The sequence below is a fragment of the Agathobaculum sp. genome (genome assembly GCF_034098985.1).
In the GTDB taxonomy this organism is placed as follows: Bacteria; Bacillota; Clostridia; order Oscillospirales; family Butyricicoccaceae; genus Agathobaculum.
The window spans coordinates 18,388-44,239 of record NZ_JAXEOA010000020.1 but is presented as its reverse complement, the minus strand read 5'-3'; the positions used below and the strand labels follow the sequence as shown (position 1 = coordinate 44,239).

General features: G+C 60.3%; 22 protein-coding genes. 14 read left to right on the top strand and 8 right to left on the bottom strand.

Annotated features, from left to right (window positions below; translation table 11 throughout):
* Positions 1-57 precede the first annotated feature (57 nt).
* From SO058_RS07105 to SO058_RS07065, 9 genes are all read left to right on the top strand, one after another.
* Positions 58-795, top strand: a complete 738-nt coding sequence (locus SO058_RS07105; RefSeq protein WP_320842297.1) for a cyclase family protein — start codon at positions 58-60, stop codon at positions 793-795.
* Between the two features lie 80 nt (positions 796-875).
* Entirely contained in the window at positions 876-2,633 is a 1,758-nt protein-coding gene (locus SO058_RS07100) for a cache domain-containing sensor histidine kinase (protein WP_320842296.1), read from the top strand.
* Positions 2,608-4,191, top strand: a complete 1,584-nt coding sequence (locus SO058_RS07095; protein WP_320842295.1) for a response regulator transcription factor — start codon at positions 2,608-2,610, stop codon at positions 4,189-4,191. Before SO058_RS07100 ends, SO058_RS07095 begins: the two co-directional genes overlap by 26 nt.
* A 112-nt stretch (positions 4,192-4,303) precedes the next feature.
* A complete protein-coding gene (locus SO058_RS07090; protein WP_320842294.1) occupies positions 4,304-5,317 on the top strand; it encodes an ABC transporter substrate-binding protein in 1,014 nt (337 codons plus the stop codon).
* A gap of 79 nt (positions 5,318-5,396) precedes the next feature.
* Positions 5,397-6,917: a sugar ABC transporter ATP-binding protein gene (locus SO058_RS07085; RefSeq protein ID WP_320842293.1), complete on the top strand. Its 1,521-nt coding sequence runs from the start codon at positions 5,397-5,399 to the stop codon at positions 6,915-6,917.
* A gap of 1 nt (position 6,918) precedes the next feature.
* Positions 6,919-7,908: an ABC transporter permease gene (locus SO058_RS07080; protein ID WP_320842292.1), complete on the top strand. Its 990-nt coding sequence runs from the start codon at positions 6,919-6,921 to the stop codon at positions 7,906-7,908.
* A gap of 15 nt (positions 7,909-7,923) precedes the next feature.
* A complete protein-coding gene (locus SO058_RS07075) occupies positions 7,924-8,913 on the top strand; it encodes an ABC transporter permease (protein WP_320842291.1) in 990 nt (329 codons plus the stop codon).
* Positions 8,914-8,932: 19 nt separating this feature from the next.
* Positions 8,933-9,754 carry a sugar phosphate isomerase/epimerase family protein gene (locus tag SO058_RS07070; RefSeq protein ID WP_320842290.1) on the top strand — a complete coding sequence of 274 codons (822 nt, stop codon included), beginning with the start codon at positions 8,933-8,935 and terminating at the stop codon, positions 9,752-9,754.
* A gap of 12 nt (positions 9,755-9,766) precedes the next feature.
* Entirely contained in the window at positions 9,767-10,801 is a 1,035-nt protein-coding gene (locus SO058_RS07065; RefSeq protein ID WP_320842289.1) for a zinc-dependent alcohol dehydrogenase, read from the top strand.
* Positions 10,802-10,872: 71 nt separating this feature from the next.
* On the opposite strand, the gene SO058_RS07060 is transcribed toward SO058_RS07065, so the two are convergent.
* Positions 10,873-12,024 carry a GGDEF domain-containing protein gene (locus SO058_RS07060; protein WP_320842288.1) on the bottom strand — a complete coding sequence of 384 codons (1,152 nt, stop codon included), beginning with the start codon at positions 12,022-12,024 and terminating at the stop codon, positions 10,873-10,875.
* Between the two features lie 191 nt (positions 12,025-12,215).
* On the opposite strand from SO058_RS07060, the gene SO058_RS07055 reads away from it, so the two are divergent.
* Both SO058_RS07055 and SO058_RS07050 read left to right on the top strand, forming a co-directional pair.
* Positions 12,216-12,779 (top strand): manganese efflux pump MntP, encoded by a 564-nt coding sequence (locus SO058_RS07055; protein ID WP_320842287.1) that lies wholly within the window; start codon positions 12,216-12,218, stop codon positions 12,777-12,779.
* A gap of 19 nt (positions 12,780-12,798) precedes the next feature.
* Entirely contained in the window at positions 12,799-13,404 is a 606-nt protein-coding gene (locus SO058_RS07050) for a peptidylprolyl isomerase (protein WP_320842286.1), read from the top strand.
* 82 nt (positions 13,405-13,486) lie between these two features.
* On the opposite strand, the gene SO058_RS07045 is transcribed toward SO058_RS07050, so the two are convergent.
* The 4 genes from SO058_RS07045 to SO058_RS07030 form a co-directional block, all read right to left on the bottom strand.
* On the bottom strand, positions 13,487-16,141 hold the full coding sequence (locus SO058_RS07045; RefSeq protein WP_320842285.1) for an ABC transporter permease: 2,655 nt from the start codon (positions 16,139-16,141) through the stop codon (positions 13,487-13,489).
* Between the two features lie 5 nt (positions 16,142-16,146).
* Complete coding sequence (locus SO058_RS07040; RefSeq protein WP_320842284.1) at positions 16,147-16,815, bottom strand: ABC transporter ATP-binding protein; 669 nt, start codon at positions 16,813-16,815, stop codon at positions 16,147-16,149.
* A gap of 109 nt (positions 16,816-16,924) precedes the next feature.
* Entirely contained in the window at positions 16,925-17,821 is an 897-nt protein-coding gene (locus SO058_RS07035; RefSeq protein ID WP_320842283.1) for a sensor histidine kinase, read from the bottom strand.
* Complete coding sequence (locus SO058_RS07030; protein WP_320842282.1) at positions 17,818-18,477, bottom strand: response regulator transcription factor; 660 nt, start codon at positions 18,475-18,477, stop codon at positions 17,818-17,820. Before SO058_RS07030 ends, SO058_RS07035 begins: the two co-directional genes overlap by 4 nt.
* A gap of 106 nt (positions 18,478-18,583) precedes the next feature.
* On the opposite strand from SO058_RS07030, the gene SO058_RS07025 reads away from it, so the two are divergent.
* From SO058_RS07025 to SO058_RS07015, 3 genes are read left to right on the top strand one after another with little or no spacing between them, the layout of a single operon-like run.
* The gene (locus SO058_RS07025) at positions 18,584-18,958 is read left to right on the top strand and encodes a BlaI/MecI/CopY family transcriptional regulator (RefSeq protein ID WP_320842281.1); all 375 of its coding nucleotides are present in this window, start codon (positions 18,584-18,586) and stop codon (positions 18,956-18,958) included.
* A gap of 19 nt (positions 18,959-18,977) precedes the next feature.
* Positions 18,978-21,116: a M56 family metallopeptidase gene (locus SO058_RS07020; RefSeq protein ID WP_320842280.1), complete on the top strand. Its 2,139-nt coding sequence runs from the start codon at positions 18,978-18,980 to the stop codon at positions 21,114-21,116.
* Positions 21,100-21,648: a hypothetical protein gene (locus SO058_RS07015; RefSeq protein ID WP_320842279.1), complete on the top strand. Its 549-nt coding sequence runs from the start codon at positions 21,100-21,102 to the stop codon at positions 21,646-21,648. Before SO058_RS07020 ends, SO058_RS07015 begins: the two co-directional genes overlap by 17 nt.
* A gap of 39 nt (positions 21,649-21,687) precedes the next feature.
* Here the strand turns inward: SO058_RS07015 and SO058_RS07010 are convergent, their stop codons facing one another.
* The 3 genes from SO058_RS07010 to SO058_RS07000 all read right to left on the bottom strand — a co-directional run bounded on the left by SO058_RS07010 (position 21,688) and on the right by SO058_RS07000 (position 25,852).
* Positions 21,688-22,923 carry an MFS transporter gene (locus SO058_RS07010; protein WP_320842278.1) on the bottom strand — a complete coding sequence of 412 codons (1,236 nt, stop codon included), beginning with the start codon at positions 22,921-22,923 and terminating at the stop codon, positions 21,688-21,690.
* A 73-nt stretch (positions 22,924-22,996) separates the two neighbouring features.
* Positions 22,997-23,653 carry a TetR/AcrR family transcriptional regulator gene (locus tag SO058_RS07005; RefSeq protein ID WP_320842277.1) on the bottom strand — a complete coding sequence of 219 codons (657 nt, stop codon included), beginning with the start codon at positions 23,651-23,653 and terminating at the stop codon, positions 22,997-22,999.
* A gap of 60 nt (positions 23,654-23,713) precedes the next feature.
* Positions 23,714-25,852, bottom strand: coding sequence for an ABC transporter permease (locus SO058_RS07000; protein ID WP_320842276.1), 2,139 nt, complete (start codon positions 25,850-25,852; stop codon positions 23,714-23,716).

Below are 25,852 nucleotides of genomic sequence, written 5' to 3'. Positions count from 1 at the left end.
TTTTTATCCGCAGCTTTTTGTATAATAGCGGTACAGAAAGCTTAGGAGGGGTGTTTAATGCCGGATTTGATAACGTCTTTGCGGGAGCTGCTCACACAGTGCGAGGCAGTCGATCTGTCGCCGGTTCTGGAGAACGATATTCCCAGATGGCCGACCCACCCGCCGCTGGTCATCCAGCCCACGGTCAACTGGAAGCACGACGGCTACTATTGCCAGACAGTCTTTATGGGCGAGCATACGGGAGCGCATGTCGACGCGCCCGCACATCAGGTTTCGTCCATGATGGAAAGCACGATCGAAGTGTATCCGCCGGACTACCTGTGCGCGCCGGCGGTTACCTACCCGATGCACCGCTTGAACGCAAAACCGGGGCAGCGCATCACGGCGGATCAGATCCTGCGCCTCGAAGAGGAGATGGGTGACGCGGCTGGCGAGGGCGAGATCGTGCTGATGGATTTCCATTGGTTCCAGTATTGGACGACAAGCGGCGACTGGAAGTTTTATGCGAAAAATGAGCCCGGCCTTGCGGAAGACGCGGTGCGGCTGTTTGCCGAACGCAGGGTGCGCGCGGTGGGCAGCGATACGATCGCGTGCGACACGCCGGTCATCGCGGGCGAGGAAATGGAGTCCTACGGCCACCATGTGCACTGGCTCCCTAATCACATTTTGATTATGGAAGAGCTGCAAAATCTGGACAAGCTGCCGGTTCGGTGCTACTTTATCGCAACGCCGCTGAAAATCAAAAACGGTTCGGGCTCGCCCATCCGCCCGTTCGCGTTTGTACCGAGGAATTAAATACGGACAAAAGCTGCTCTGCCATCAGGAAAGAATTTCTGCGCGGGCAGCTTTTTTCTTTGGGACAGAAAGGGGATACCATGCGCCAGCATTCTTTAAGAAAACGGCTATTTCTCATCTTTTTGGCGTTTTCGCTCATTTCAACGATCGTGGTGTCGGCGGCGGTCTGCGTGGTTTCCTACCATCATGTGATGCGCATGGCCGTGACGACGAGCGAACAGCTTGTCGACAAAACAGCCAACGAGCTGGACAACCTGCTGGCGAACATGACCGCGGCCGCCCGGACGATCAGCAGGGACTACCGGGTACAGTCGGTCATGCGGACGGAGTATTCGCAGTATAAGGATCAATTCAGCGACCGTTTTGAGCTGGACGCCTATCTTTCCGAGCTTAACCAGTATAACGACAGCCTGTTTGCCATGTATTTTTTCTCGGAAAACGGCATCGCGGCGAAATCCAAGTATTATTCGTTCGTCAGCGAGCATATGGAGGACAGCCCTTATTTTGCGCAGGCGCGGGAGAGCGGGGAGGCCATCTGGCTGCTGTCCGGCGAGGGCTCGCATTTTGCGGTGACGACTGGCGAGCCGCTCATTACCACGGTCACGCCGGTTAAGGAACTGGGCAGCGGTGAATATAAGGGCGCGGCGGTCGTCGAGCTGGAGGTGGCGCGGGTACGCGCGTTTTTGAATACGCGTATCAGCGAAAACGGGTTCATGTGTATCCAGGATGCGGCGGGCAAAGTGGTGATCGGCCCGGAAACGCTTTCGGTGGACGAACTGAACGGCCGCTTGTCGCGCGCATATAACGCGGAGGAGCGGCAATCCCTGTTTGAGGATCTCAAGATCGAAAAGCAGCTAAAGACAAACGGGTGGAAGATCGTCTGCGTTACGCCGGGCCGGGAGCTGGCGCAGAATATCATTTCCATCACGCAGGTCGTGTGCTGCGTCGTGCTGCTGGTTGCCGTGACCGCGCTTTTGATGGCCTACTGGTGCGCGCAGACCGTGGTGCGCCCCATCCTGATGCTCGACCGGAAGATGCAGCAGGTCGAGCGGGGCGACCTTGCCGTGCGCGCCGTGCCCGAACGGCCGGACGAGCTCGGCGCATTGGCGCGCAGCTTCAACACCATGATCGCAACGGTGCAGGTATCCATGGAGCATGAAATGGAGAGCCAGCGCAAGCTGCGGCTGGCCGAGCTAAAAGCGCTGCAGGCGCAGATCAAGCCGCATTTTCTCTATAACACGCTGGATTCGATCATCTGGATGATCCGCGCGGGCAACCGCGACGGCGCGATCGAGATGGTCATGGCGCTGACGCGCTTTTTGAAAATCGGCCTGAGCCGCGGCCGCGAAACGATAACGGTGCGCGAGGAGCTTGAACATGCGCGCAATTACCTTATTATCCAAAACATCCGGTATAAAGACAAATTCACGCACGAGATCTTAGCCGAGCCCGAAATAGAGGGCTGCCTGCTGCCCAAGCTGGTGCTGCAGCCGCTGATTGAGAACGCGATCTATCACGGCATGAAGCTCAAGCGCGGCGCCTGCCATCTTTCGGTGCGGGCGCGCAGGCAAGGGGAGCTGCTGGAGATCGACGTGACGGACAACGGCGTGGGTATGCCGGAGGAAAAGGTGGAGGCGCTGCGAAACACATTGCGAAACGGGCAGGGCCCAAAGGTCGACAGTTACGGCATCGTCAATGTAAATGAACGCATTCAGATCATGTTTGGGCCGCAATACGGGATTTCGGTGGAAAGCGGATGGGGAAAAGGGAGCCGGTTCCGCATCACGCTGCCCATCCGGCGGGAGGAGGCAAATGATGAAAGTACTGCTGGCAGATGACGAATATTTGATCCGCGAGGGCCTGCAAAGCGCTATCGACTGGAAAGCGCACGGCATGGAGATCGTCGGAGCCGCAGAGGACGGGGAACAGGCGCTCGAGCTGTTCCGTCAACGGCGGCCCGACCTGATCATCACGGATATCTGTATGCCGTTTCTGGACGGCCTGCAGCTCGCCGAAGCCGTGCTGCGGGAGGACGCGGGGACACGCGTCATCCTGCTGACCTGCTATGACGAATTTGAGTATGCCAAACAAGCGGTTAAGATCGGCGTGCTGGACTATGTGCTCAAGCCAATCGATTTGGGCTATATGGATCAGATGCTGGGCGGGATCGCAGAGAAATTCCGGGCGGAACAGGCACGGACGCAGCAGGCCGAGCGGCAGCGGCTGTTTTCCGAGGTGCTGCACCGGCAGAAAGGATTGGAGGACGGAGCGGAGCGGCAGCGCTGCGCGGGGCTTTGCGGACGGGAGCAGTACGCGTGCATGATCGTCGGCATTCTGGGCTACCGTCTGGCAAAGGATACGTTCGAGGAGGCGGAATTACAGGAGTATTTTCAGCAGTTTGCCGGTCTGGTGCGGAGCTGCGCGGGTGAAACGGAATTTTTCGAGCCGTCGGCCGGGGAGGGCCGCGTGACCATGGTGCTCGCCGGGGACAGCGCGCAGCAGGCCGCGAGCCGGATGCAGGAGATCTGCGCCGCCATGCGCCGTGACGAGGCGCTTACGAACGAATACCCGTTCCTTTGCGCGACGGACGGGGTCGCCGAGGGCTTAGAAAAGCTGCAAACCGCCTATGCACACTGCCAAGCCGTGATGCGCTACGATTACCTGAGCGACGAAACGACTGTGCTCGACTATGCGCTGCTGCGCCGGAAAACGCAGGAGGACAACGGCAGGGTCGCGGCGGATATCGCCAACTTTGCAAGCTGTGTGCGCACGTTCGACCGCGGGCTGATCGAGCGCAGCATGGGCGGCATCACGCAGACCATCCGGGAAAGCGGCAGGTATTCGACGATGTACGGGCAGATGTTTGTCGCCGCGGCATACAGCCAGCTCATCGGCGCTTTGGAGGAGTTCGATATCCGCATTGAAGAGGTGTTTGCCGATCCGGCGGAGGAATACCGCAAGGTGATCGTGGCGGGCAGCCTGCAAAAGCAGATCGACGGTCTCGGCCGCATGCTGGGCGCGGTATGCGATTATGTGCAGGGGCAGAAGGGCTCGGCGCACCGCACGCTGGTTGAGGCCGCGAGGCAGTATATCGACGCGCATTATGCGGAAAACACGATCTCGCTGCAAAGCGTTGCGGCCGAGGTGCACATGTCGGCCTGCTATTTCAGCATCCTGTTCAAGCAGGAGAGCGGGCGGAGCTTTATCAGCTACCTGACCGAGCTGCGCATGGAGCGCGCCAAGCATCTGCTGCGCAGAACCGACCTGAAAGCTTATGAGATCGCTGGGGCGGTCGGCTACGACAACCCGACGTATTTCAGTACGCTTTTCAAAAAACACACCGATCTTTCCCCCAAGGAATACCGGCAGCAGTTTATAGAAAAAGCAGAGGAATGAGAAAAAAACTGAAACAAGTCAAAAATTAAGTTGATTCCACAGGAGCCGGCCGCCTTTTATAATGAACATACACTCAAACAAGAGGAAACCCACAAAATAGGAGGTATCTGTGATGAAAAAGTCGAAAGTATTAGCGGTTCTGCTTGCTGCGGCGATGCTGGCGGCAGCCTGCGCCGGCTGCACCTCAGACCAGCCGGCGGTTTCCGGCGGCGAACCCGACGGCGGCGCGGCTGCCAGCGGGGACGGCGGGGCCAAGGCGCTGACCGTTGCGTTTTCCCAGTGCGGCAACCAGAATAACTGGAAAGTCGTGCAGACCAACGACATGAAAGAAAAAATCGAGCAGGCGGGCTATACCTACATCTATACGGACGCGCAGGACGACACGGCCAAGCAAATGTCGGACATTGAGGACATCATCGCGCAAAAGCCGGATTATCTGGTGGTTTCCCCGCGCGAGGCCGAGGGACTTAACCCGGCGCTGGACGCGGCGATGGAGGCCGGCATTCCGGTCATCCTGGTCGACCGCGGCGTAAACGGCGAGGCGGGCGTGGACTACACCGTGCTCAACTGCGGCGATTTCATCTGGGAGGGCAAGACCGTGGCCGAATATGTCAAGGAGCAGTTCGGAGACGAGCGCTGCAACGTCGTTGAGCTGACCGGCACGCCGGGCGGCTCGGTGACCATCGACCGCGCCAAGGGCTTTGCCGACCAGATCGCGAATTATGACAACGTCAATATCATCGCGTCGCAGGTGGGCAATTTCAGCCGCGCCGAATCGCAGAAGGCTATGGAAAATCTGATCCAGGCGTATGGCGACGAGATCGACGCCGTTTATGCGCACAACGACGACAACGCCATCGGCGCGCTGCAGGCGATCAAGGCCGCGGGGCTCAAGCCGGGCGAAGATATCATGGTTTACAGTATCGACGGCCAGAAAGACGCGCTGCAGGCCATTATCGACGGCGATCTGCAATGCTCCGTGCTGTGCAGCCCCCGCTTCGGGGACAGCGTGCTCAGCATCATTGACAAACTGGAAGCCGGCGAAACGGTGGAGGGCTATATCGCGAACCCCGGCAAGCTGTATACGGTTGATAACGCCGAGGAGTGCCTGCCGGAAGCATATTAAAACCATGAGCGTGCAAGTGACGGACAGCAGCGGGGGAAGCGGAAAAGCTTCCCCCGCACCTGAAAAGAGGTGCGGCAGCATGGCAGGCAGCTATTTACTGGAGATGCGGCAGATCGATAAACAGTTTCCCGGCGTTCATGCGTTGGACCATGTGGATTTTCATGTGAAGCCGGGCGAGATCCACGCGTTGATGGGCGAAAACGGCGCGGGAAAGTCCACGCTCATCAAGGTGCTGACCGGATTGTACCGCAAGGATGAGGGCGAAATACTGTTTGACGGAAAGCCGGCCTCCTTTGCAAACCCGCTGGATTCACAGAAAGCGGGCATCAGCACGATCTATCAGGAGATCAATTTGATCCCTTATTTAAGCGTTGCGGAAAACATATACTTAGGCCGCGAACCAATGAGCCGCATCGGGATCGACTGGAAGCGGGTCAATAGCGGCGCGGCGGCGATCCTGGAGGAAATGGGCGTTTCGGCGGATGTGACGCGGCCGCTGAACAGCTACGGCACGGCGATCCAGCAGATGGTCGCGATCGCCCGCGCGATCTTCGTGCAGGCCAAGCTGATCGTCATGGACGAACCGACATCGTCGCTGGACGAAAAAGAGGTCGCGATCCTGTTTCGGCAGATGCGGAAGCTCAGGGAAAAGGGGATGGCGATGATTTTCATCAGCCACCGTCTGGATGAGATCTTTGAGATTTGCGACACCGTAACAATTTTGAAAGACGGCAAATTGGTGAGCGAAGACCCGGTCGGATCGCTTACCAAGCTCGAACTGGTCTCCCGCATGATCGGACGGGACGCGGAAGATGTGTTAAAACGAAAAAACGGGCGCTTTGCAGGCGATGAGCATGCGGTGGTCATGCAGGCGCGGCAGGTGTCTGACCATACAAAGCTGCGCGGCATCAGCGTGTCCATCCGGCAGGGCGAGATATTAGGGCTTGCGGGGCTGCTGGGCGCGGGGCGCACGGAATTTGCAAAGGTGGTGTTTGGCGACAATGCGGATTTTACGGGCGAACTGCAAATCAACGGCGGGGAAGTCCGCTTTCGCGCGCCGCGCGACGCAATCGCTAAGGGCCTAGCCTATTGCTCGGAGGACCGCAAGGCCGAGGGGATATTCCCCCATATGTCCGTGCTGGAAAATATGACGATGGCTATTTTGCCGCGCATCTCCCGCGGCGGCGTGGTGAGCAGCCGCAAACAAAAGGAGATCGTGGAAACATATGTGAAAAGCCTGTCGATCAAAACGCCGGGTCCGGAGCAGCTCATCCGCAATCTGTCGGGCGGAAACCAGCAAAAGGTGCTGCTCGCACGGTGGCTGTGCATGGAGCCGCAGCTGATTATCTTGGACGAACCGACGCGCGGTATCGATATCGGCGCGAAATCCGAGATCGAGGCGCTGATCCAGCAAATATCGGCGCGCGGCATCAGCGTGCTGCTGATCTCCTCGGAGCTGGAAGAACTGGTGCGCAACTGCCACCGTGTCGTCGTCATCCGTGACGGCCGCACGGTAGGCGAGCTGGAGGGCGACGGGCTGACGGAACAAAGCATCCTGCACATGATCGCGCAGAGCGCCGGGCCGGGAGGGGGAATGTGATATGACGGGAAGCGCGGCTCTGGAACGGGGAAAAGGAAAGTCTTCCGACTTGGGCACACACCTGCGGAAATATGGTACGGTCTATGCATTTCTGGCGCTGGTGCTGGTCAATATTGCGCTCAACCGAAATTTCGCCACCTGGGGCACGCTCTGGAATCTGACCATTCAGGTGCTGCCCACCATGCTGACCTCGCTCGGCATGGTGCTGGTGATTTCCTCGGGCGGGATTGATATTTCAGTGGGATCAGTCATGGCGATTTCGGCGGTCATGAGCGGCATGGTGCTGACCGGCAAGGTCCCCGCTGTTGGCTCGGGCACGCTGGCGGCGGTCGCGCTGGCGCTGTTGGCGGCGCTGGTACTCGGCCTGTTCAACGGCTTGCTGATTTCGTATTTTAAAATCCAGCCGATTATCGTCACGCTGATTTTGTTCATCGCGGGGCGCGGCATCGCGCAGCTGATGAACGCGGGCGGCACCATCGTGTTTTATAATAACGGCTTTACCAAGATCGGACTCTACCGCGTGGGCGGCGTGGTGCCGGTGCAGCTCTTTGTGTGGGCGGCCATGATTGCCGTGATCGCGTTTCTGGTCAAAAAGACCACGTTCGGCTACTATGTGCAGGGCATCGGTGAAAACGCAAAAGCGTCCCGGTTGTCGGGTGTCCGCACGACGCGGGTCGTGTTGGCAATTTACGTCATCAGCGCGCTGCTTGCCGGCCTCGCCGGGATGTTCGAGAGTTCGCGCGCGAGCTGTGCCGACCCCAATTCGATCGGCGTGCTGGCAGAAATGGATGCGATCGCTGCGGTCGCGATCGGCGGTACGTCGATGGAGGGCGGCAAGGCGCGGATGCTGGGCACGGTGTTTGGCGCGCTCATCATTCAGCTTATCTCCATCATGGTCAACATGAACAATATCCCGTTTGCCTACTCCCGCATTTTCAAAGCGGTGATCATCATTGCGGCGGTTTATGTGCAGCGGGAAAAGAAGCGCTGAAAGGAGGCGGAGGATATGAAACAGAAACGGCCTGTCGGCGCGGTTTTGCGGCAATACGGCGCGCCGGCCGCGCTGGTGCTACTGTGTGCCGCCGCCTCGCTCGCGTTCCCGCAATTCCTGCAATATGGAAATCTGACCAACATTCTGCGGCAGAGCAGTATGATCGGCCTGATCGCGGTAGGCATGACCTTTGTGATACTAACCGGGGGCATCGACCTGTCTGTCGGCTCGATCGCGGCGCTGTCCAGCGTGATCGCGGCAACGCTCAGCCCCAAAGGCAGCATTGCCCTGACCGTGTTTGCGCCGCTCGTGGTGAGCACAGCGCTGGGTCTGATAAACGGGCTGGTGGTCGCGAAGCTCCGCATCGCGCCGTTTATCGCCACGCTGGGCATGATGATGGCCGCGCGCGGCGCGGCGCTGGTCATGACGGACGGCGTTTCGGTGCATCTGGACAACGCGCTGCAAAAGGATTTTAAGCTGCTCGCGCAGGGCTATTTCCTGGGGATTCCCGCACCGGTGTGGATATTGCTTCTCGTCTTTCTGCTGGGGCTGTATATCTCCCGCAAGACCAAGCCCGGACGGTATGTTTTCGCGGTCGGCGGAAACGAGGAGGCCGCGCGCATGATGGGCATTCCGCCCGAGCGGGTCAAGCTGGCGGTCTATACGGCGAGCGGACTGATGGCCGGGCTGGCGGGCGTAATCATGGCGTCCCGTCTGGGCGCGGGCCAACCCGTCTCGTGCGACGGCTGGGAAATGGACGCAATCGCGGCAGCGGCCATCGGCGGCACACAGCTTTCCGGCGGCCAGGGCGGGCTGAGCGGCACAATGATCGGCATTCTGATCATCGGGATTATATCCAATATGATCAATTTGCAGGGCAGCCTCAATTCCTGGTGGCAGTCGATCATCACGGGCGTGCTTCTGCTGTTTGTCGTCATGCTGCAGTCCGGGGCGCATATCCGGCTGCCCGTCCGCAGGCGGAAGCACGGGGCAGTGGGAGATTGATAAAAAGGAGGCAGCATATATGCAAATCAGTTGTTTGCCGGTCTCGCTGTTCGACGAGATCTGCTCGGGCCGCATGAGCCTGCCCCAGTGGGCGCGGGCGGCCAAGGATATCGGTTTTGACGGCATCGATATCAGCATTATGTTTCTTAAAAACCGCACGCCGGTTTATTTGGACGCGCTCAAGGAGGAGCTGGCCAAAATCGGCATGCCGATCATTATGATGACGACCTATACGGACTTCACCCATCCCGACCCCGTGCAGCGGGAGCGCGAATTCTTATACCTGCAAGCGGATATCGCGCTCGCGTCCGAGCTGGGCGTGCGCTATCTGCGCATTTTGGCAGGACAGGCGCACCCCGGACTCAAGCGGGAGGACGGCGTTTCGTGGACGGCGGACTATTTCCACCGGATCGCGCCGCTGGGAGAGAAATACGGCGTCGGCCTGCTGTTTGAAAACCATGGCAAGCCGGGGGCGTGGCCGCGGGTCGATTTCACGTTTGACCCGTCCGTGTTTCTCGAGATCTATGAGAAAATCAAGGACACCTCGATCCGCCTGAACTTTGACACCGGCAACGTGACTGCGTTCGGTGCGGATCCGCTCGAAATCGCCCCCAAAGTGCTGGACCGGATCGAGACCATCCACGTGACCGATATGCGCGCGCTGGGCGAGTTTTCGCCGACCGCCATCGGACAGGGCGTGACGCCCAACCGCGAAATGTTCCGCTATCTGAAGCGCAGCGGGTTTGACAACTGGCTGTGCATCGAGGAAGCGAGCGGATGCGGGCTTGCGGGCATCCGGGACGCGTTCCATTTTGTGAAAGACACATGGGATAACGAATAGGAAAGGAACGACATGAAAGCTCTTGTTTTGACGAAATACGGGCAGCTCGAAATGCAGGAGGTGCCCTGCCCGGAGATCGGGGCGGACGAGGTGCTGGTGCGCGTACATGCCTGCGCGATCTGCGGCAGCGACGTGCACGGCTATGACGGTACGAGCGGCCGCCGCCAGCCGCCCATCATCATGGGGCATGAGGCCGCGGGCGTGATCGAGCGGGTGGGGAGCGCGGTGCGCGGCTACGCCGCGGGCGACCGCGTGACCTTTGATTCGACCGTTTACTGCGGCGAATGCTGGTATTGCCGGCACGGCATGGTAAACCTCTGCGAAAACCGCATGGTGCTCGGCGTTTCCTGCGATGAATACACAAACCCGGGCGCAATGGCGGAATATGTGGCCGTCAAGGCGCGCACGCTGTACCGCGTGCCCGATGCGGTCTCTTTTGAGCAGGCTGCGATGGTCGAGCCGCTTTCCATCGCCGCGCACGCGGTCGCGTCGGTCGCGCCGATCCATGTGGGAGACAAGGCGGTCATCGTCGGCGCGGGCACCATCGGCCTGCTGCTGACACAGATGGTCAAAGCCGCGGGCGCGACCGACCTGGTCGTGGTCGATCTGGACGCGCAAAAGCTCGCACTCGCGCAAAAACTGGGCGCGACGGCGGTGATCGACGCCTCCAAGGAGGACGCGCCCGCCCGTGTCCGCGAGATCTGCGGCGCGCGCGGCGCGGATATCGCGTTTGAGGCGGTCGGCGTTGCACCGACGCTGCGAACCGCGATCAAAAGCGTGCGGCTGGGCGGCAGCGTGGTCATGGTCGGCAATCTGGCGAAAAGCGCGGAGATCCCGCTGCAAAAATGCGTGACCCAGCAGATTGCCCTTCATGGGAGCTGTGCGTCCGCCGGGGAATACGATATCTGCCTCGACCTGATCGCGCACCATATGGTTGATGTGGACAGCCTGATCAGCGCCGCCGCATCGCTCGAGGAGGGCGGTATGTGGTTTGACCGTCTGCACGCGGCCGAACCCGGCCTCATTAAGGTCGTGCTCAAGCCATAAGGTTTCGCTTCTCTCTTTTCTTCTCTCTTTCTCATGGCAAAGGCCCCGAAGCGGCAGCTTCGGGGCCTTTGTTAGGTTCCCTGCCTGCGCAGGCGTTTATCGGCATACATGCTTTCGTCGGCGCGTTTATAAGTGTCGAGCAGGCTGGCGTCCTGCGAGACATTGAACACTGCGCCGCCGAGCGACAGCGTGGCGGGGCCTTCGCAGCCCGCTCGCGCCTTGGCGAACGCTTGCCGGATCTTTTCCGAAACTCGCCGCAGCATTGCCGGCGAGGAATGCTCGAACAGCGCGACGAATTCGTCGCCGCCCGTGCGGTACAGCACAGCCCGGCCGTCCAGCGTTTGCCGCATCGCGGCGGCGGCCTGCTGGATGTATGCGTCGCCCGCGGCATGGCCGAGCGTGTCGTTGACCAGCTTGAGCTGGTCCAGATCGGCGACCAGCACGCCAAAGTCCGCGCTTACGCCGCGCGCCTCATAGTTTTTCAAATCGATTTCGAATGCGTTTCGGCTTTTGAGCTGGGTGAGTTGGTCGGTGTTGACCATATCCTGATAAAACGGGTTGGAGATGCGCCGGAAAAACACGACTGCGAATATGACGGATACCGCGCAGAATAACAGGATGCATAAGGGCGCCGAAATGCGCAGGAGCATATAGGTGTCATATTGGTGCTCGGCGGCGAACTCGATGCCGACCACGCCCGCCAGCGAGCCGTCGTCCGCATGGATAGGGAGATAGGAAATGAAGATCTTGCCCCAATCGGTTTTCTGAATGCCGTCGGGCAGTACGGTCTGCCCCGCGAGCGCGCGGTTCATCGCGTCTTCGATCTCGGGCTCAATGACGTCGCCCGGATATCGGAAATCCTCGTCCTCGCTAAGCCCGTCGACCACATAGACCAGCTCACCCGCCTCATTTTGCTTGGCGGTATAAAGATACATCACGCCGGTGGAATTTCGGATAAACTCCAAAAGCGTGTGGGTCTCGATATAGGAGGGATCGGACATATCAGCCTGCGAGTTGATGTTTACAAAGGTGGATTTGTCCAGCTTGTCCTCCAGCAGGGAGTGGATCGCGGAAACGCGGTCGCGCAGGGAGTATATCATATCATGATAGGTAATGCCGTATCCCACGGTAAACGTCATGAGTGTGGAGGCCAGCACGACCAGCGCCATAAAAATGGAGACCTGAATATCAACACGCCGGATCACTTTTCTGCGGTTTGACATGCTACGCGCCCCCCTCTCTGCGTATGCTGTAATATTGTTTTCATTATACGCCGGTTTATGGGGAAAAGCCAGCACAAAAACCGGCGGATTTGTTCAGGATAGAGGCGGATCCGGAGAGTTGACAGCCGCGCCAAGCATATGCTATAGTAAAACGCATCGGAATGTGCCCGCGCGGCGCAGGGAGGAACAAGATGAGGATATGGGAACTGCTCGCGATCGCAGTCGGCCTGTCGATGGACGCGTTTGCGGTGTCGGTCTGCAAGGGGCTGTCGGTGCGCGAGCTGCGGCCGCGCCACGCGCTGACCGCAGGGGCTTGGTTCGGCGGCTTTCAGGCGCTTATGCCGGCCGCGGGATACATACTTGGCAGTGGTTTTCGCGGCCTGATCGAGCGGGTGGACCATTGGATCGCGTTCGTGCTGCTCGTGCTGATCGGTTTTGGCATGGTGCGCGAGGCGCGGCAGGGGGACGAGGGGGAAATGAGCGCTTCGTTCTCCGCCGCCACCATGCTGCCGCTCGCGGTCGCAACCAGTATTGACGCGCTCGCCATAGGCGTGACGTTTGCGTTTTTGCAGGTCGATATCGTGCCCGCGGCGCTCATGATCGGCGTGATCACGTTCGTGCTTTCCGCTATCGGCATTAAGGTGGGCAACGTGTTCGGCGCGAAATACAAGGCCAAGGCCGAACTGTTCGGCGGCGTGGTGCTAATTTTCATGGGCGCCAAAATTTTATTGGAGCATTTGGGCATCCTATCATAACGCAAAGGAGCGAGGAAAAATGAAAAGGAAATTATTTGCGCTCGTTTTAGGCGCGTCGCTGTTGCTGTCGGGCTGCGGCAGCACGCCCGCGCAGGGCGGTGAAGCGGACGGCACGTCCGCGGCTGACAAGGAGCTGCACCACATTGAAATTACCATTAAGGATCACGGCACGATCAAGGCCGAGCTGGACGCGACTGCCGCGCCCGAAACGGTGGCGAACTTTTTGAAGCTCGCGGAGGATGGCTTTTATGACGGCCTGACATTCCACCGCATCATCAAAGACTTTATGATGCAGGGCGGCGACCCGAACGGCGATGGCACGGGCGGCTCGGAGCAAACCATCAAGGGCGAGTTTGCAAACAACGGCGTAGAAAACCCACTGGAGCACACGCGCGGCGCGCTCTCGATGGCGCGCCCGAACGATTATGACGGCGCGAGCTCGCAGTTTTTCATCGTCCATCAGGACAGCCCGCACCTCGACGGCGACTACGCCTGCTTCGGCTATGTGACAGAGGGCATGGACATTGTCGACGATATCTGCGACAACACGCCCGCCGAGCCGGGCACGGGCGCGGTCGCGGCGGCGGATCAGCCTGTGATCGAGTCTATCAAGGTACTGGATTAAACGGAAAAACCGCATCCCTTTGGGAATAAGGTACTGGATTAAACGGAAAAACCGCATCCCTTTGGGAATGCGGTTTTTTTATTTAGTCTTCGGTTCGAATGCGTTCGACCACGCTCTGTTTCGAGATCACCCGGTAGCACAGACGCGGCAGCACGATGCCGAGCAGCACGAAGACGGGCACGAGCAGCAGCACGGGCAGCAGCGTGAAGCGCGCGGTGAAGAACCAGAACATGCTGGATAGCGCGGTTTGCAGCACGATGCCGGTGGCGGCGCTGAGGATCAGCGCAAGCCCAAGGGAAAAGCCGGTATACAGCAGGCCCTCGTTCGTCAACATGCGTTTGAGCTGTTTTCCGGTCATGCCGACCGCCTGAAGCACTGCGAATTCGCGCCGGCGCGTCAGGATGCTGGTGAGCACGGCGTTTAAGAAATTCAAAACGCCCACAAGGCCGATGATGAGCGCGAGCGCACCGCCGACGGTCATGAACATATTGCGGAAGCCGTTGAACTCGTCCACATAGGACTGCTTGGATTCATAATCATAGGAGGGCTGCACGGTCTCGGTATAGTCCTTCAAAAACGCTTCCATGTTGGCGTTCGATTCGTCGGTCGTGTTGAACAGGTAGGTCATCACGCCGACCTCGCGCTGCGCGTCGCGCTTTAAGACCTCGGCGTTCAGCACGAACTGGTCCGCGCCCGCATGGCGGAAGCCCATCGCGTTTTTGATGGTGACGGACGCGCAGACGTTGTAGGTCACGTCCTTATAGGTCTTGGCGCGCTGGCCGAGATAACCCGGCTCGATGGCCTCCGGGTCGCCGACTATACCGGTGCGGATATCGTAATACTCGTATTCCTTGATGTGGCGCAGCGTGACCGTATCACCGGGTCCTACCCAATGGGAATTTTCATATACCTCGTCATAGTCGTTGGTCATATAGACCGCCGCGATGGCATTTTGGCTTTCATCATACAGCGGGGAAAGGTCGCCGTCGATCACATTCAGCTGGTCAAGCGGGAAATCCTCCATGCCGAAAAGCTCTGTACGGTCGCAAACACGGCCGTCCTCCGTCCGTTCGAGGGACTCCATCATGGCCTCCACGATTTCGGGTGAGTTCCAGCGGCCGTGCCCCTGGCGGAACCATTCTTCGGGTACAAACTCATCGGTGAACGCGGGCTGCGCGTAAATACGGCCACTTTCGGTAACTTCGCCCTGCGCGTTTATCGTGTCGATCGCGTCTTCGGTCACGCTTTGCGTGACCGAGGTATAGCCCTGCCCGGTCTGGAAATAGCCCGCGTCGCCAAAGATGAAGTCGGTCACGATCCAGCTGCGCAGGTATTTATCCATATCAAAGCCCTGCGCGAACATATATACGCCGTTTAACAGCACAACTGCGAGCGCGAGCGAGACCACGGTCAGCACGGTGCGGGATTTGCTGCGGCCGAGGTTGTGCATCGCCATCGTACCCAGCCCCGCGCGTCCGACATGCTTTTTGGATTTTTTGCTTCCGCCGGAAGATTCGGTATACCGCACGGCCTCAATGGGCGACACGCGCGCGGCGATCCGGCCGGGTTTGGCGCACGATATGCGCACCGTGACGAGCGAAAACAGCGCCGCGCCGATGAAAATAGCCGGATGAGCGCTCACATGCGCCACGGTATAGGAGAGCTGCGCCATGATGATGGGCACGAGCTGCGTGCCGATGAAAAAGCCGAGCACGAGGCCGATGGGGATGCCGATGAGCGACAGCAGATAGGCTTGGTGGCGCAGCAGGCGTTTGATCTGCTTGCCGGTCGTGCCGATGGTTTTTAAAAGCCCATAGAACCGGATATCGCTTGTGACCGAAATGCGGAACACATTATAGATAATGAGATAGCCGGTGAAAACGATGAGCAGCAGCAGCGCCGCGATGGCAAGTACGACCGAAAGGTCGAGGTTGGCGGAGAACTGCGCGCCTGAATACGCCCAGTTGACGCCGGTCTTCAAAAAATTCTCCGCGTACTCGTCGTCGATCTGATAGCCGTGGTTTTCTGCGATCTGTTTCAGGTCGTCGCGGATGTGCAGCGAGCTTTTAAGATACAGGTTGAGCGTCCAGAGGCCGGTCGAGTCGTAATCGCCCGCGCGCTCATAGCCCGCGAGCACCTCGTCGGCATAGGAGCGCGGCACGATGGCCATGCTCGCCATGCTCGCGGGGTCGTATTCCCAAAAGCCTGAAAGCGTGAACGTGTCGGCGCGCTTTTCGCCGTTGCCGAGTTCAAAGGGCATGGTGAGCTTGCTGCCGAGCTTCTGCGGGACGCCGAGCAGCTTCAGGATGCGCGTGTCGACGGCGATCTCGTCCGTGCCCTCGCGGGGCAGGCTGCCGGTCTCCGGCATGCAGAAATAGCCCTCGGCGTTATTCTTGTCCATATAGCTGACTTCGACGTGCGATTTGTTGAACGGCGCTTCGGTGGGGAAACCGAGCATCAGCCGCGCGCCCCATTTGGTGATGAGAGGATCGTCGGACAGATCGATGACCTGTTCCTCGGTGAGATCCTTGAAAGTACCCATCATATCGCCGCCGACCTGCCGGAACGTCTGCTGTTGGAACGAATTGTTAATGGTCATAGCGATGGTGAAAAGCGAGGTGAACAGCAGCGTAGTCAGCGCGATGGCGAGCACCGCGATAAGGTTCCGCGTGCGCGCGGCCTTGAGGCTCTTGTCCGACAGCCGCCGGATGCATTTTTTGTTGGAAACTTTCAGCATCGCGCTCACCTTCTCACGATCTGGCCGTCCTCAATGCGGACGATGCGCTGTGCGAGCTGTGCGATCTCCTCATTGTGGGTGATCATCACAATGGTTTGGCCGAATTTCTCGCTCGTCACTTTCATAAGCGAGAGCACGTCCTGGCTTGTTTTGGAATCGAGGTTGCCGGTCGGCTCGTCAGCGAGTATGATGGCTGGCTTGGTAGCGAGCGCGCGGGCAATGGCGACGCGCTGCTGCTGGCCGCCCGAAAGCTGGCTCGGCAGGTTTGCAAGCTTGCTTTCCAGCCCGAGCGTGTGGATGACCTCCCCCACATACGTCTCGTCCACCGTGCCGCCGTCGAGCTCGATGGGCAGCACGATATTTTCATAGACGCTTAAAACGGGCACCAGATTATACGCCTGGAACACAAAGCCGATCTTTCGGCGGCGGAAAATGGTCAGCTCGTCGTCTTTCAGGGCGAAAATCTCCTTGCCGCCGACGATCACTTTGCCGCTCGTCGGCCGGTCGAGTCCGCCGAGCATGTGCAGGAGCGTACTTTTGCCGCTGCCCGACGTGCCGACGACAGCGACAAATTCGCCGCTTTCCACCGAAAGGTTCACGCCGTCGAGCGCGTGCACTTCGGTTTCGCCCGCGCCGTAGATCTTGCGCAGGTCCTGGGTTTCCAAAACAGTCATAGAGAGTGCCTCCCAATAAAAAGTCTGTATCGTACGCTTTGGTACAATACAGACTTTAACAAATAACTCTTGCGACAGCCTTTCGGGAATCTAACAGTTTTGTCAGATTTCATATGCCGCGCGGCAGAAACAGCGAAAATGTGCTGCCTGTTCCGGGCGTGGACGCTACTTTAATGTATCCGCCCTCGGCGGCAGCGATCTCCCGCGCGAGATACAGCCCGAGGCCGACCCCCTCATCCTGCGAAACCGCCGCGCCGCGCGCAAACCGCTCGAAAATGCGCGCCTGCTCGTGTTCGGGCACGCCGATGCCGGTGTCTGAAACGTCGATGCGGCAAAACAGCTCGTAGGGCTTGGCCGACAGCGTGACCGAACCGCCCGCGGGCGTGTATTTGACCGCGTTGTCAACCAGATTGGACAGCGCCTCGCGCGTCCATTTGGGGTCGAAGCAGGCGCTCGCTTCGCAGGGCGCGAGCGTGAGCGCAACGCCTTTCTCCTCTGCCTTTCCGCGCGCGCCGTCCGCCGCGTCGCGCAGCAGCGGCTGCACGGGCGACAGCTCGGGGTTGACCGCGATCACGCCGGTCTCCAGCCGCCCGGCTTTGATGAGCGCGTCGATCAGGAACCGCAGTTTTTCCGCCTGCCCGGTGAGCGCTTCGACATACGCGCGGCAGTCCGCGGGCAGTTCCTGCTCGCTTAAAAGTCCGGCGTACAGCAGGATGCCCGCAACCGGGGTCTTGGTCTGGTGCGAAATATCCGCAATAAGCGCCTGCATCCGCGTTTTTTCCTCCCGCATGCGGCCGGCGGCGTTCACCTGCGCGTTCAGCCAATGCGCGAGCTTGCTCTCAAGCGCGGAGAGACGGCTTTCATCAAAGGTTTTCTCGGAAAAATCACCTGAGATCGCAGCGTCCAGCAGGCGGTTCAGCGTTTTCAGGCTGCGGCGCAGCCGGAGCCGGTCGTATACCACGACCAGAGCCGCGAGCAGAAATGCGGCAATAACAGCGTATTTCATCCGTCCACCGCCCAGGTATAGCCCACGCCGTAGACCGTTTTGATGGGCGCTTCCGGCCCAAGCTTGCCGCGCAGCCGCCCGACGGTGACCGAAAGCGCGTTTTCGTCCACATAGTCCGCGCCGTCTGTCCAGATACGGTCGATAAGCATGGCGCGGGGCAGCGTCGCGCCCCGGTTTTCAACAAGCAGGCGCAAAAGCTTCTGCTCGGTCTGTGAAAGCTGCACAGGCTTGCCGTCCGCGGTGAACGTGAGCCGGTCAAAATCGAACGCGAACGGGCCAAGGCACACCGAAGCGGGCTGCACGGTACTGCGCCGCAGCCGCGCGTCCACCCGCGCGCGCAACACGGCGAGCGAAAAGGGCTTAACAATATAATCGTCCGCCCCCAGCGTCAGGCCGGTCACGATATCGGTCTCCAGATCGTTGGCGGTCAGCAGGATGACGGGCAGGTCGCCCGCCTGCCGGATCTCGGAGAGCAGGTCGAGCCCGGAGCCGTCGGGCAGGTTGATATCGAGCAGCGCAAGGTCGAAGCCGCCGTCCGCGAGCGCCTGCCGCGCCTCGGCGCAGGTGTGCGCCAGCACGGGCGACAGCGCGCCCAGCGCGACGGTCAGCCCGCGGCCCAGCGCGCGGTCGTCTTCCACGATCAGGATGCGGTTCATGTTTCTCACCTCGAAAGCCATTGTACCACAGGCGTGCACGCTTGACAAATGCAGACTACAAGTGTAGTATCAAGATATAGACTACAATTGTAGTGAGGTGAGGATAGTGAAACAAAAAATATCCGAGGCCGAGTGGCGCGTGCTGGACGCATTGTGGGAGCTCTCCGGCGGCACGGCAGCCGAGGTCGCGCAGGCGCTTTCGGACACAGGCTGGAGCCGCAACACGGTGCATACGTTTCTGACCCGGCTCACGGCAAAGGGGTATGTGTGCGCCGCGGATGGCCGCGCGCCCAAGCGATATCTGCCGCTTCTGTCGCGGGAGGATTGCGTGCGGGAAGAAACGCGCAGCTTTGTGTCCCGCGTGTTTGACGGCTCGGCCAGCCAGCTCATGCGCACGTTTTTGCAGCAAAGCACGCTTTCAGAAACTGAGGCAGAGGAGCTGCGCGCACTGCTCGACCAAGCGGAAGCGCGCGGAAAATGACCGAAAGGGGGGAAATCGGATGCGGTTTTCACTGATTTTGCAGTGGTCGCTCGCTGCAAGCGCCGTGGCTGGGCTGCTGCTGCTCGTCAAATGGCTGTTTCGCGAGCATTTGACGGCAAAGTGGCATTATCTGGTCTGGCTGATCCTGCTTGCGCGGCTGGTCATCCCGCCGTGGGCGGCGTTTATGCCCGCGAGCACGCTCGGCGTGCAGAGCGCGGCCGATGTGGGAAAAGCCGCAAAAGCCATATCGGGCTGCGCGGGGCAGGCGCTTTCCGGCGGGCGGGACGCGGCGGTGCCGGTCGTCCATCTGGGCGGGGGGTGCTATGAGCGGCTGTATGAGGTATCAGGCGCGCGGCTGCCCGGCTGGACGGATACGCTTGACCGCGTGCTGTTCTGGGTCTGGGCAGCGGGCGCGGCGGCGCTGCTGCTGTACTTGCTGGCGCTTGGCCTGTGGCTGACTGTGCGGGCAAGGCGGTATCCCAAGGCGGGCGCGGCGTTTGCCGCCCGCGCGGCCGGGCTGATGGGACGGGTATGCGCGGGCAACGGTCCCGAACCCGTGCGCGTTCGGCTGGCTCCCGACGGGGATACGCCCTATGTATGCGGCGCGTTCCTGCCCGTGCTGGTCGTGCCTGCAATCATGGCGGACACGCTGGACGATAAGGTGCTTTTGCACGAGTTAGTGCATATCGTCCGGCACGATGTACTGAAAAACTATGTTTTCATGGCGTTTCGCTGCCTGCATTGGTTCAACCCCTTTTTGTGGCGGGTGTTTGGCGGTGTTTCGGACGATTGTGAGACCGCGTGCGACGAATGCGTGCTCGAGCTGCTCGACCCGGAGGAGCACATCGCCTACGGCCGCGCGCTGCTTGATATGGTGCAGCCGCGCTTCCGGTACCGGATGGGCACCTCATGCATTGCGAACGGCGCATCCAATATCCGCCGCCGCATCGTGCGCGTCACGCGCCACAAGGAGATCTCGGGCCGCGCGCGCGGTATGAGCGCAGTGCTGTTTTGCCTGCTCGCATGGATGTGCCTTACCGGGCCGCAGGCGCAGGCCGTGCGCTGGGGCGACCCCGGCATGCCGGACGGGGATGTGTCCGCGTATCTGCAAAGGGCCGGACGCTACCGGGTGAGCGACCTGAACGAAGCGCTGTACTTATACGGGAAATCATTTGCATTGGACAACGGATACTACCGCTATATTGTCGCGGACGATGACGAGCGGGAACGGCTCACGCAGGTTTTTTCCGCGAATCAGGCACAGGGCGGCCTGCCTTGGGCGTTCGACGGCGAGACCGTGGACTGGGAATATCTCGCGGCCTACGGTACGGTGGAGCGCAGCGAGATCGAAAACCTCGATTATGAGAGCTGGTCGATCGCCCCGGCATTCGGCGTATATAACGTGCGCGGGACGCGGGACGGCGGCACGGCGACCATCCTATATCCGCTCGTGCGCATCGCGGAGTCCGACGGCAGCGGCGCGTCCGTCTACCGATACGATCGCGTGCGCGTGATCCGGCAGGACGGGCGGTACGTCGTGCAGAGTGTGGAGCGCGGGCAGGCAAACGTGTCCGGCTGGGAGTGGGACTATCCGCTGGACGACAGCCTGTTCGTTTACCGCGCGCAGGATAAAAATTTCGACTATGAGGCGCGCGTTATCGCGGGGCAGACCTACGCTTTCTACGGCTATCAGAAGCAGACCGGCGTTTGGCAGGAGCAGGCTGATCCGGCGGCGGACATGTTCGGCTGGTCACGCGGCGGCGTTTTGCCGATGGCGGGGAAGAGCGGCCTTGCGGGGCAGATGTTCATTCGGCCGAAGCAGGGCGTTCAGATGCTCGGCGTGCTGGGCGTGGCCGGTTCGCCCGAACCGCTCTCTGAAAACGATGTGCCGGAGACCGACCCGTACCGCGTCAGCTCGACCAGCAGTGAGTTCGGAAAATTCATCCGCTGGGGCTGCACGGCCGTCCTGGGCGAGATTGAGCCCGGACGGGACGGCTGGTATCCGACCGGCCTGATGAACAACGGCGTATTTCAGAAAAACGGAGCGCCGCAGGCGTTTTACCTGCGCACACAGCTAAACGGCGGCGAAATTGCGGATTTATCTTTCCGCATTGTGTCGGCGGGAGAGGAGGCGGAAAACGATGGAGCAAACGGCTGAACGCAGCCTGCGCCCGCTGTTTTGGGCGCTCATCCGCATCGGCTTTGGGCTGAATATCGGCCTTTTCGGTATCCTCCAGATCGACCTGCTGCCCGCGTTTCTGGGCTATTGGACAGTCGGGGAGCAGATGCGGGCTTTCCCGGAGTACCCCTGGCCGCGCTGGTTTGGCAAGGCGCTGGGGCTGGCGGCGCTCGCAAGCCTGCTGGCATGGTTCCCACTGGTGCAGGCTGCCGTGCCCGCTTGGACGCTTACCGCGGTTTCACTCACACAGACCGCGCTGAACGCGGCGGTCTACTACCACGTTGCCGGGCTGCTGATTTTTCTTTCCGGGGCGCATGGCCGCTTGGATCTCGCGGAAAACGGCAGGCGGTTCCGTCGGGTATTCCTGATCCCCTATGTGCTGCTCAGCGTGATATCCGTGCTGCGCGGCGGGGTAATGGATTTCTGGTATGCGCTGGCGCTTATTTTCCAGATGGCGCTGATCGTGTATGCCGCAAACTGTGACCGCGCGCTTACGCCGCGTGAGGAATGACAAAAGGCTGCCGCACTCTTCCGGTGCGGCAGCCTTTTTTTAAGCGGGATCTACGGTCTTGGCAAGCCGTGCCGCCCGCGCAGCGATAGCGAAGGCGGCCGCCGCCGCGCCGAGCACCAGAAACGCCTCGTAGCCGCCGAGCAGTTCGAATAGGCCGCCGTACATCGTCTGGCCGATGGGCTGCGCGCACATGGAGAGCGCGAGCAGGCAGGCAATGACCTTTCCGGTCAGCTCGGGCGGCGTGACCGCCTGCACAAACGCGAGCACCTGCACCTGAAACAGTGTGGCGCACGCGAGAAGCAGCACGCTCGCCACGGTCACGACCGTGTAAGCCGCGGCGGCGGGCAGCCGCAGCAGCAGCGCAAGGCCGATCGGCAGCAGCCCGGCCGCGCACATCATGAGCAGGGAACCGGTGTGGCGGATGGTCAGCCTGCGCGATAGCACGCCCGCGAGCACGCCGCCAACAAGGCCGCCCGCCGCCATCGCGGCCTGTTGGAAGCCGTACCATAGGTCGCCCAGCCCGAGCGTTTGCTTGACGATCACAGGCAGGCCGACGATCATCAGCGCGGAGAGGAAAATATTGAACGCGCAGATGAGCACGATATACCGCCCCAAAACGGGCTTTTCCCGCACGATGAAGCGCAGGCTGTCCGAAAGGTCGCCGCGGACGGTTGCCAGCACGCTGCCGCCTTTAGGCCGGGGCGTATGCGGGATGCGGATGAACAGCTCCATGACCGCAGAGCCGAAAAAGCAGGCCGCGGCGACCGCGAGGATGGGTTTCAGCCCGAATGCGCTGTAAAGCACGCTGCCGATCGCCGGGCCGAGCAGGCTGCTGAGCGCCGAGACCTGGTTGATGACCGCGTTGCCGGACAGCAGATCGTCCCCGGCGCACAGAAGCGGCAGGCTGGCCTGCACGGCGGGCTGGTAAGCGCCCGAGATGCCGTACAGCAACATGAGCGTGAGGATGAGCAGCGGGATGAGCGGCAGCCGGCCCATCGCAAACGCAAACGCTGCAACCAGCGCGCAGGTGGCAAAATCCAAAACGACCATGATGCGCTGCTTGTTGACCCGGTCGGCCACGATGCCGCCGACCGGCGTCAAAACGATCATCGGCAGGAAAGACAGCGCCGAGCACAGCCCGAACAGCGCGGGAGAACCCGAGATGTCAAGCAGGTAGAGCGGCAGGGCAAAGCGCAGAATGGCGTTGCCGAACAGCGAGATGATCTGCCCGATGACGACCAGCGTGAAATCACGCGAAAACAGGGTGGGTTTCATGAAATAGCCTCCAATTAGATACATTCGGTTGGTATGTATATATGGAAAAATAAGCTGCCCACTGTGGGGCAGTTTATTTTTTCCGCTGTGCGGCCAGCTCGCAGTAACGCTGCAAATGGACGATGTCCTCGTCTCCCAAAAGCTCCTCCAGCCCATAAAGGCGAAGCCAGTTCCGGCAGAAACGGCACTTTTCGGCGACCTGCGCGGCGTCCATTTGAAATACCAGCGGATTGAGCCAGAAATTGATGAGGAACAGGAACATTTCAGCAAGCTCGGCCGGCTGGTCGGCCTGGATCGACCCATCCGCGATGCCCTCGCGGATGACCGGCTCGATATACGCCCGCGAAACCTCCCGCACTTGTAAAATCTGCGCACCCAGAAAACGGGTGTTCGTGCCCATATTGGGCGCGATGGAGAAAAGCTGGTCCTGCGCCGGGTCGCCCAGACTGTCCGCGATCATGCATCGCAGCTTTTCGCGGCCATTCAGCCGCTTATCGCGCATGATTGCACCGACCTGCTCATCCTTAAAGCGGAACATGTGGTCCAGCACCGCCTCAAAAATCTCCTCTTTGCTTTTGAAGTGGTGATATACCGCGCCCTTGGTCAGCCCGCCCAGATGGTCGACGATGTCCTGCACGGTCGTGTGGTCGTAACCCCGCTCAAGGAACAGGCGCAGAGAAACCTCAATGATCTTCTCCACGGTCTGCTCAGGATATTTGTTGCGCGCCATGTGCCCACCTCGATACATACGATTGGTATGTATCGAGTATAGCACCGGCAAAACGCGCTGTCAAGGCTTTTTGATCGAAAGCGCGCGGCACACGCTGCGGCGGGTCAGCCGGTAGACGAGGTAGAACCCGGCGGACAGCACGGCAATCAGGCCGAGGCAGGCGGCCAGCCCGGCGGCTTCGCTCGGGGTGATGCCCGCGGGGTCGCCGTTGAAATACATGATCATCAGGTAGAACGCATAGATGATGCCCGTGCCTGCCGCCGCCGGGACGGCAAACACGCGTGCGATCTGGCTGCGCACCGCGCCGAACAGGTATGCGTCGGGTGCGCCGAGGTGGCGCAAGTCGTCGTAGACATGGGCGTTGGTCATGGCAATAGTCATGCAGCGGGTGAACGCGATGACGATGACCGCCGAAAAGCACACGATCGCAATAAAGATGAACAGCATAAGGAACACAGCGGTGGTTTTGACGAAATCAGCTTTGTCCAGCGAGCGGAACTGCGGCATATACTTCCAGAACATGCGGAAGTTGGAGGAATCGCGCTGATCGTAGGAAACGGTGTCAAAGCCCGCGGATTCCAGGTTTGCAGGGGAAAAGGAGTAGGTTTCGCCGCGCTCCGCCGCTTGCAGCTCAGATACCTGGTCGTAAGCGTCGTAAACCGCGACCTCGGAACCGGAGCGGTCGACGATCTCATTAAACAGGGCTTTTGCGAAATCATAGCTGCTTTCCGCGTCCGCAACGTTGAAAAACACCTGGTTTTCGCGCCACTCCGGGGTAAGTCCAGCGGTGATCTTTGCGTAGTCGCCGTCATCCATGACATAGCGGCCGAACAGCATATCGTAGGTGAATTTATCCTCGGCCGGGGTGACGCGCAGTGTTTCGCCGGTTACCATGTTGGTGAGCAGGGTCGCGTCGCCGCCGAACATGCCGCCTCCGCCGGTTTCCTCCGTGAAGATGCCGGTGACCGTGCCGGGCGCAATATCGACGCTCTGCCCGGTGAGCGCATTATAAGCGCTTTCGGACAGGAATACGCCCTCCATTAACAGTTCGCGGTATTCCACGGTATAGGTCGTGCCGAACGCGCCCTCGGTCTCGACGCTGGCCGTCCCATCCACGCCCAGCACGGCGGCGGGCTGCATCTCGAAGCTCGTAAGCTGCACGCCGTGCTCGCGGGCGAGCGATTCGACCTCGTCCCTGCCGGGGATATCCTGGTCGGCACGGTAGTGGTAGGAAAAGTCCACCGGACGCTTGTCATATCCGATCATCGCGCCTGTGCCCAGCATGGGTGTGTAGAACGAGGCGAAGTACGCGCCGGCGATCAAAAGCGTCATGACCAGCATGTTGCGCACGGTCTGCCGCCCCTGAAATTTCATCATGCTGTTGGAAATGATATGGCGGTAGCGGTTTTTACCCTGCCGCCAGCCGTTGACGACCGTGTGCAGCAGGATCATATACAGGCCGATGAGCGCGGGCAGATAAAAGATCGAGGTCAGGCCCTCGGGCGGGTACCAGTGCAGGCCGAGAATGATCCAGGAGGGGACGCTGTAGCCAAGGAACGCGCCGAGCGCGGTCAGCACGATCCCCACGGGGCCATACCAGCGCGGCACATCGCGGATAGGCTCGGATTTGTGCGATTCCTGTACGATATCGATGATGTTGGTGCGGCGGATGAAGCGTGCGCCCATCCAGAAAAGCATCACGATCACAAACAGCGAGAACGCCAGCGCGATCGCATAGGCCTTTGGGTCAAAAGAAAGCGGCATCTCGTCGGTGTCGACCACAAACAGGCGGAAAAGCTGCCACAGGACAAACGCGAGCGGTGCGCCAAGCACGGCGCCCGCGGCGCACGAACCGAACGAAATCAAGGCCAGCTCGCGGCCCAGCTCGCGCCGGAGCTGCGCGCGGGACGCGCCAAGCGCGAGGAACACACCTGTTTCGCGGGATTTCTGCCGGAAAAACAGGCCGGACGCGTAGGTGGTGAACACACCGCAGCCGACGACGGTCAGCCCGAAAATCATCATCACCTGCTTGCGGCTGTCGCCGCCCTCCGGCAGCACGGACAGGATGGTGGGCGAGCGCATCATGCAGACGTATGCTGTGATGAGCAGCACGGAGAAAAAGCAGCAGCAGACCAGCAAGGCGTATTGTTTGCGGTTTTCGCGGCGAAGCGCCGCATAGACCTCGGAAAAGCTATGCAT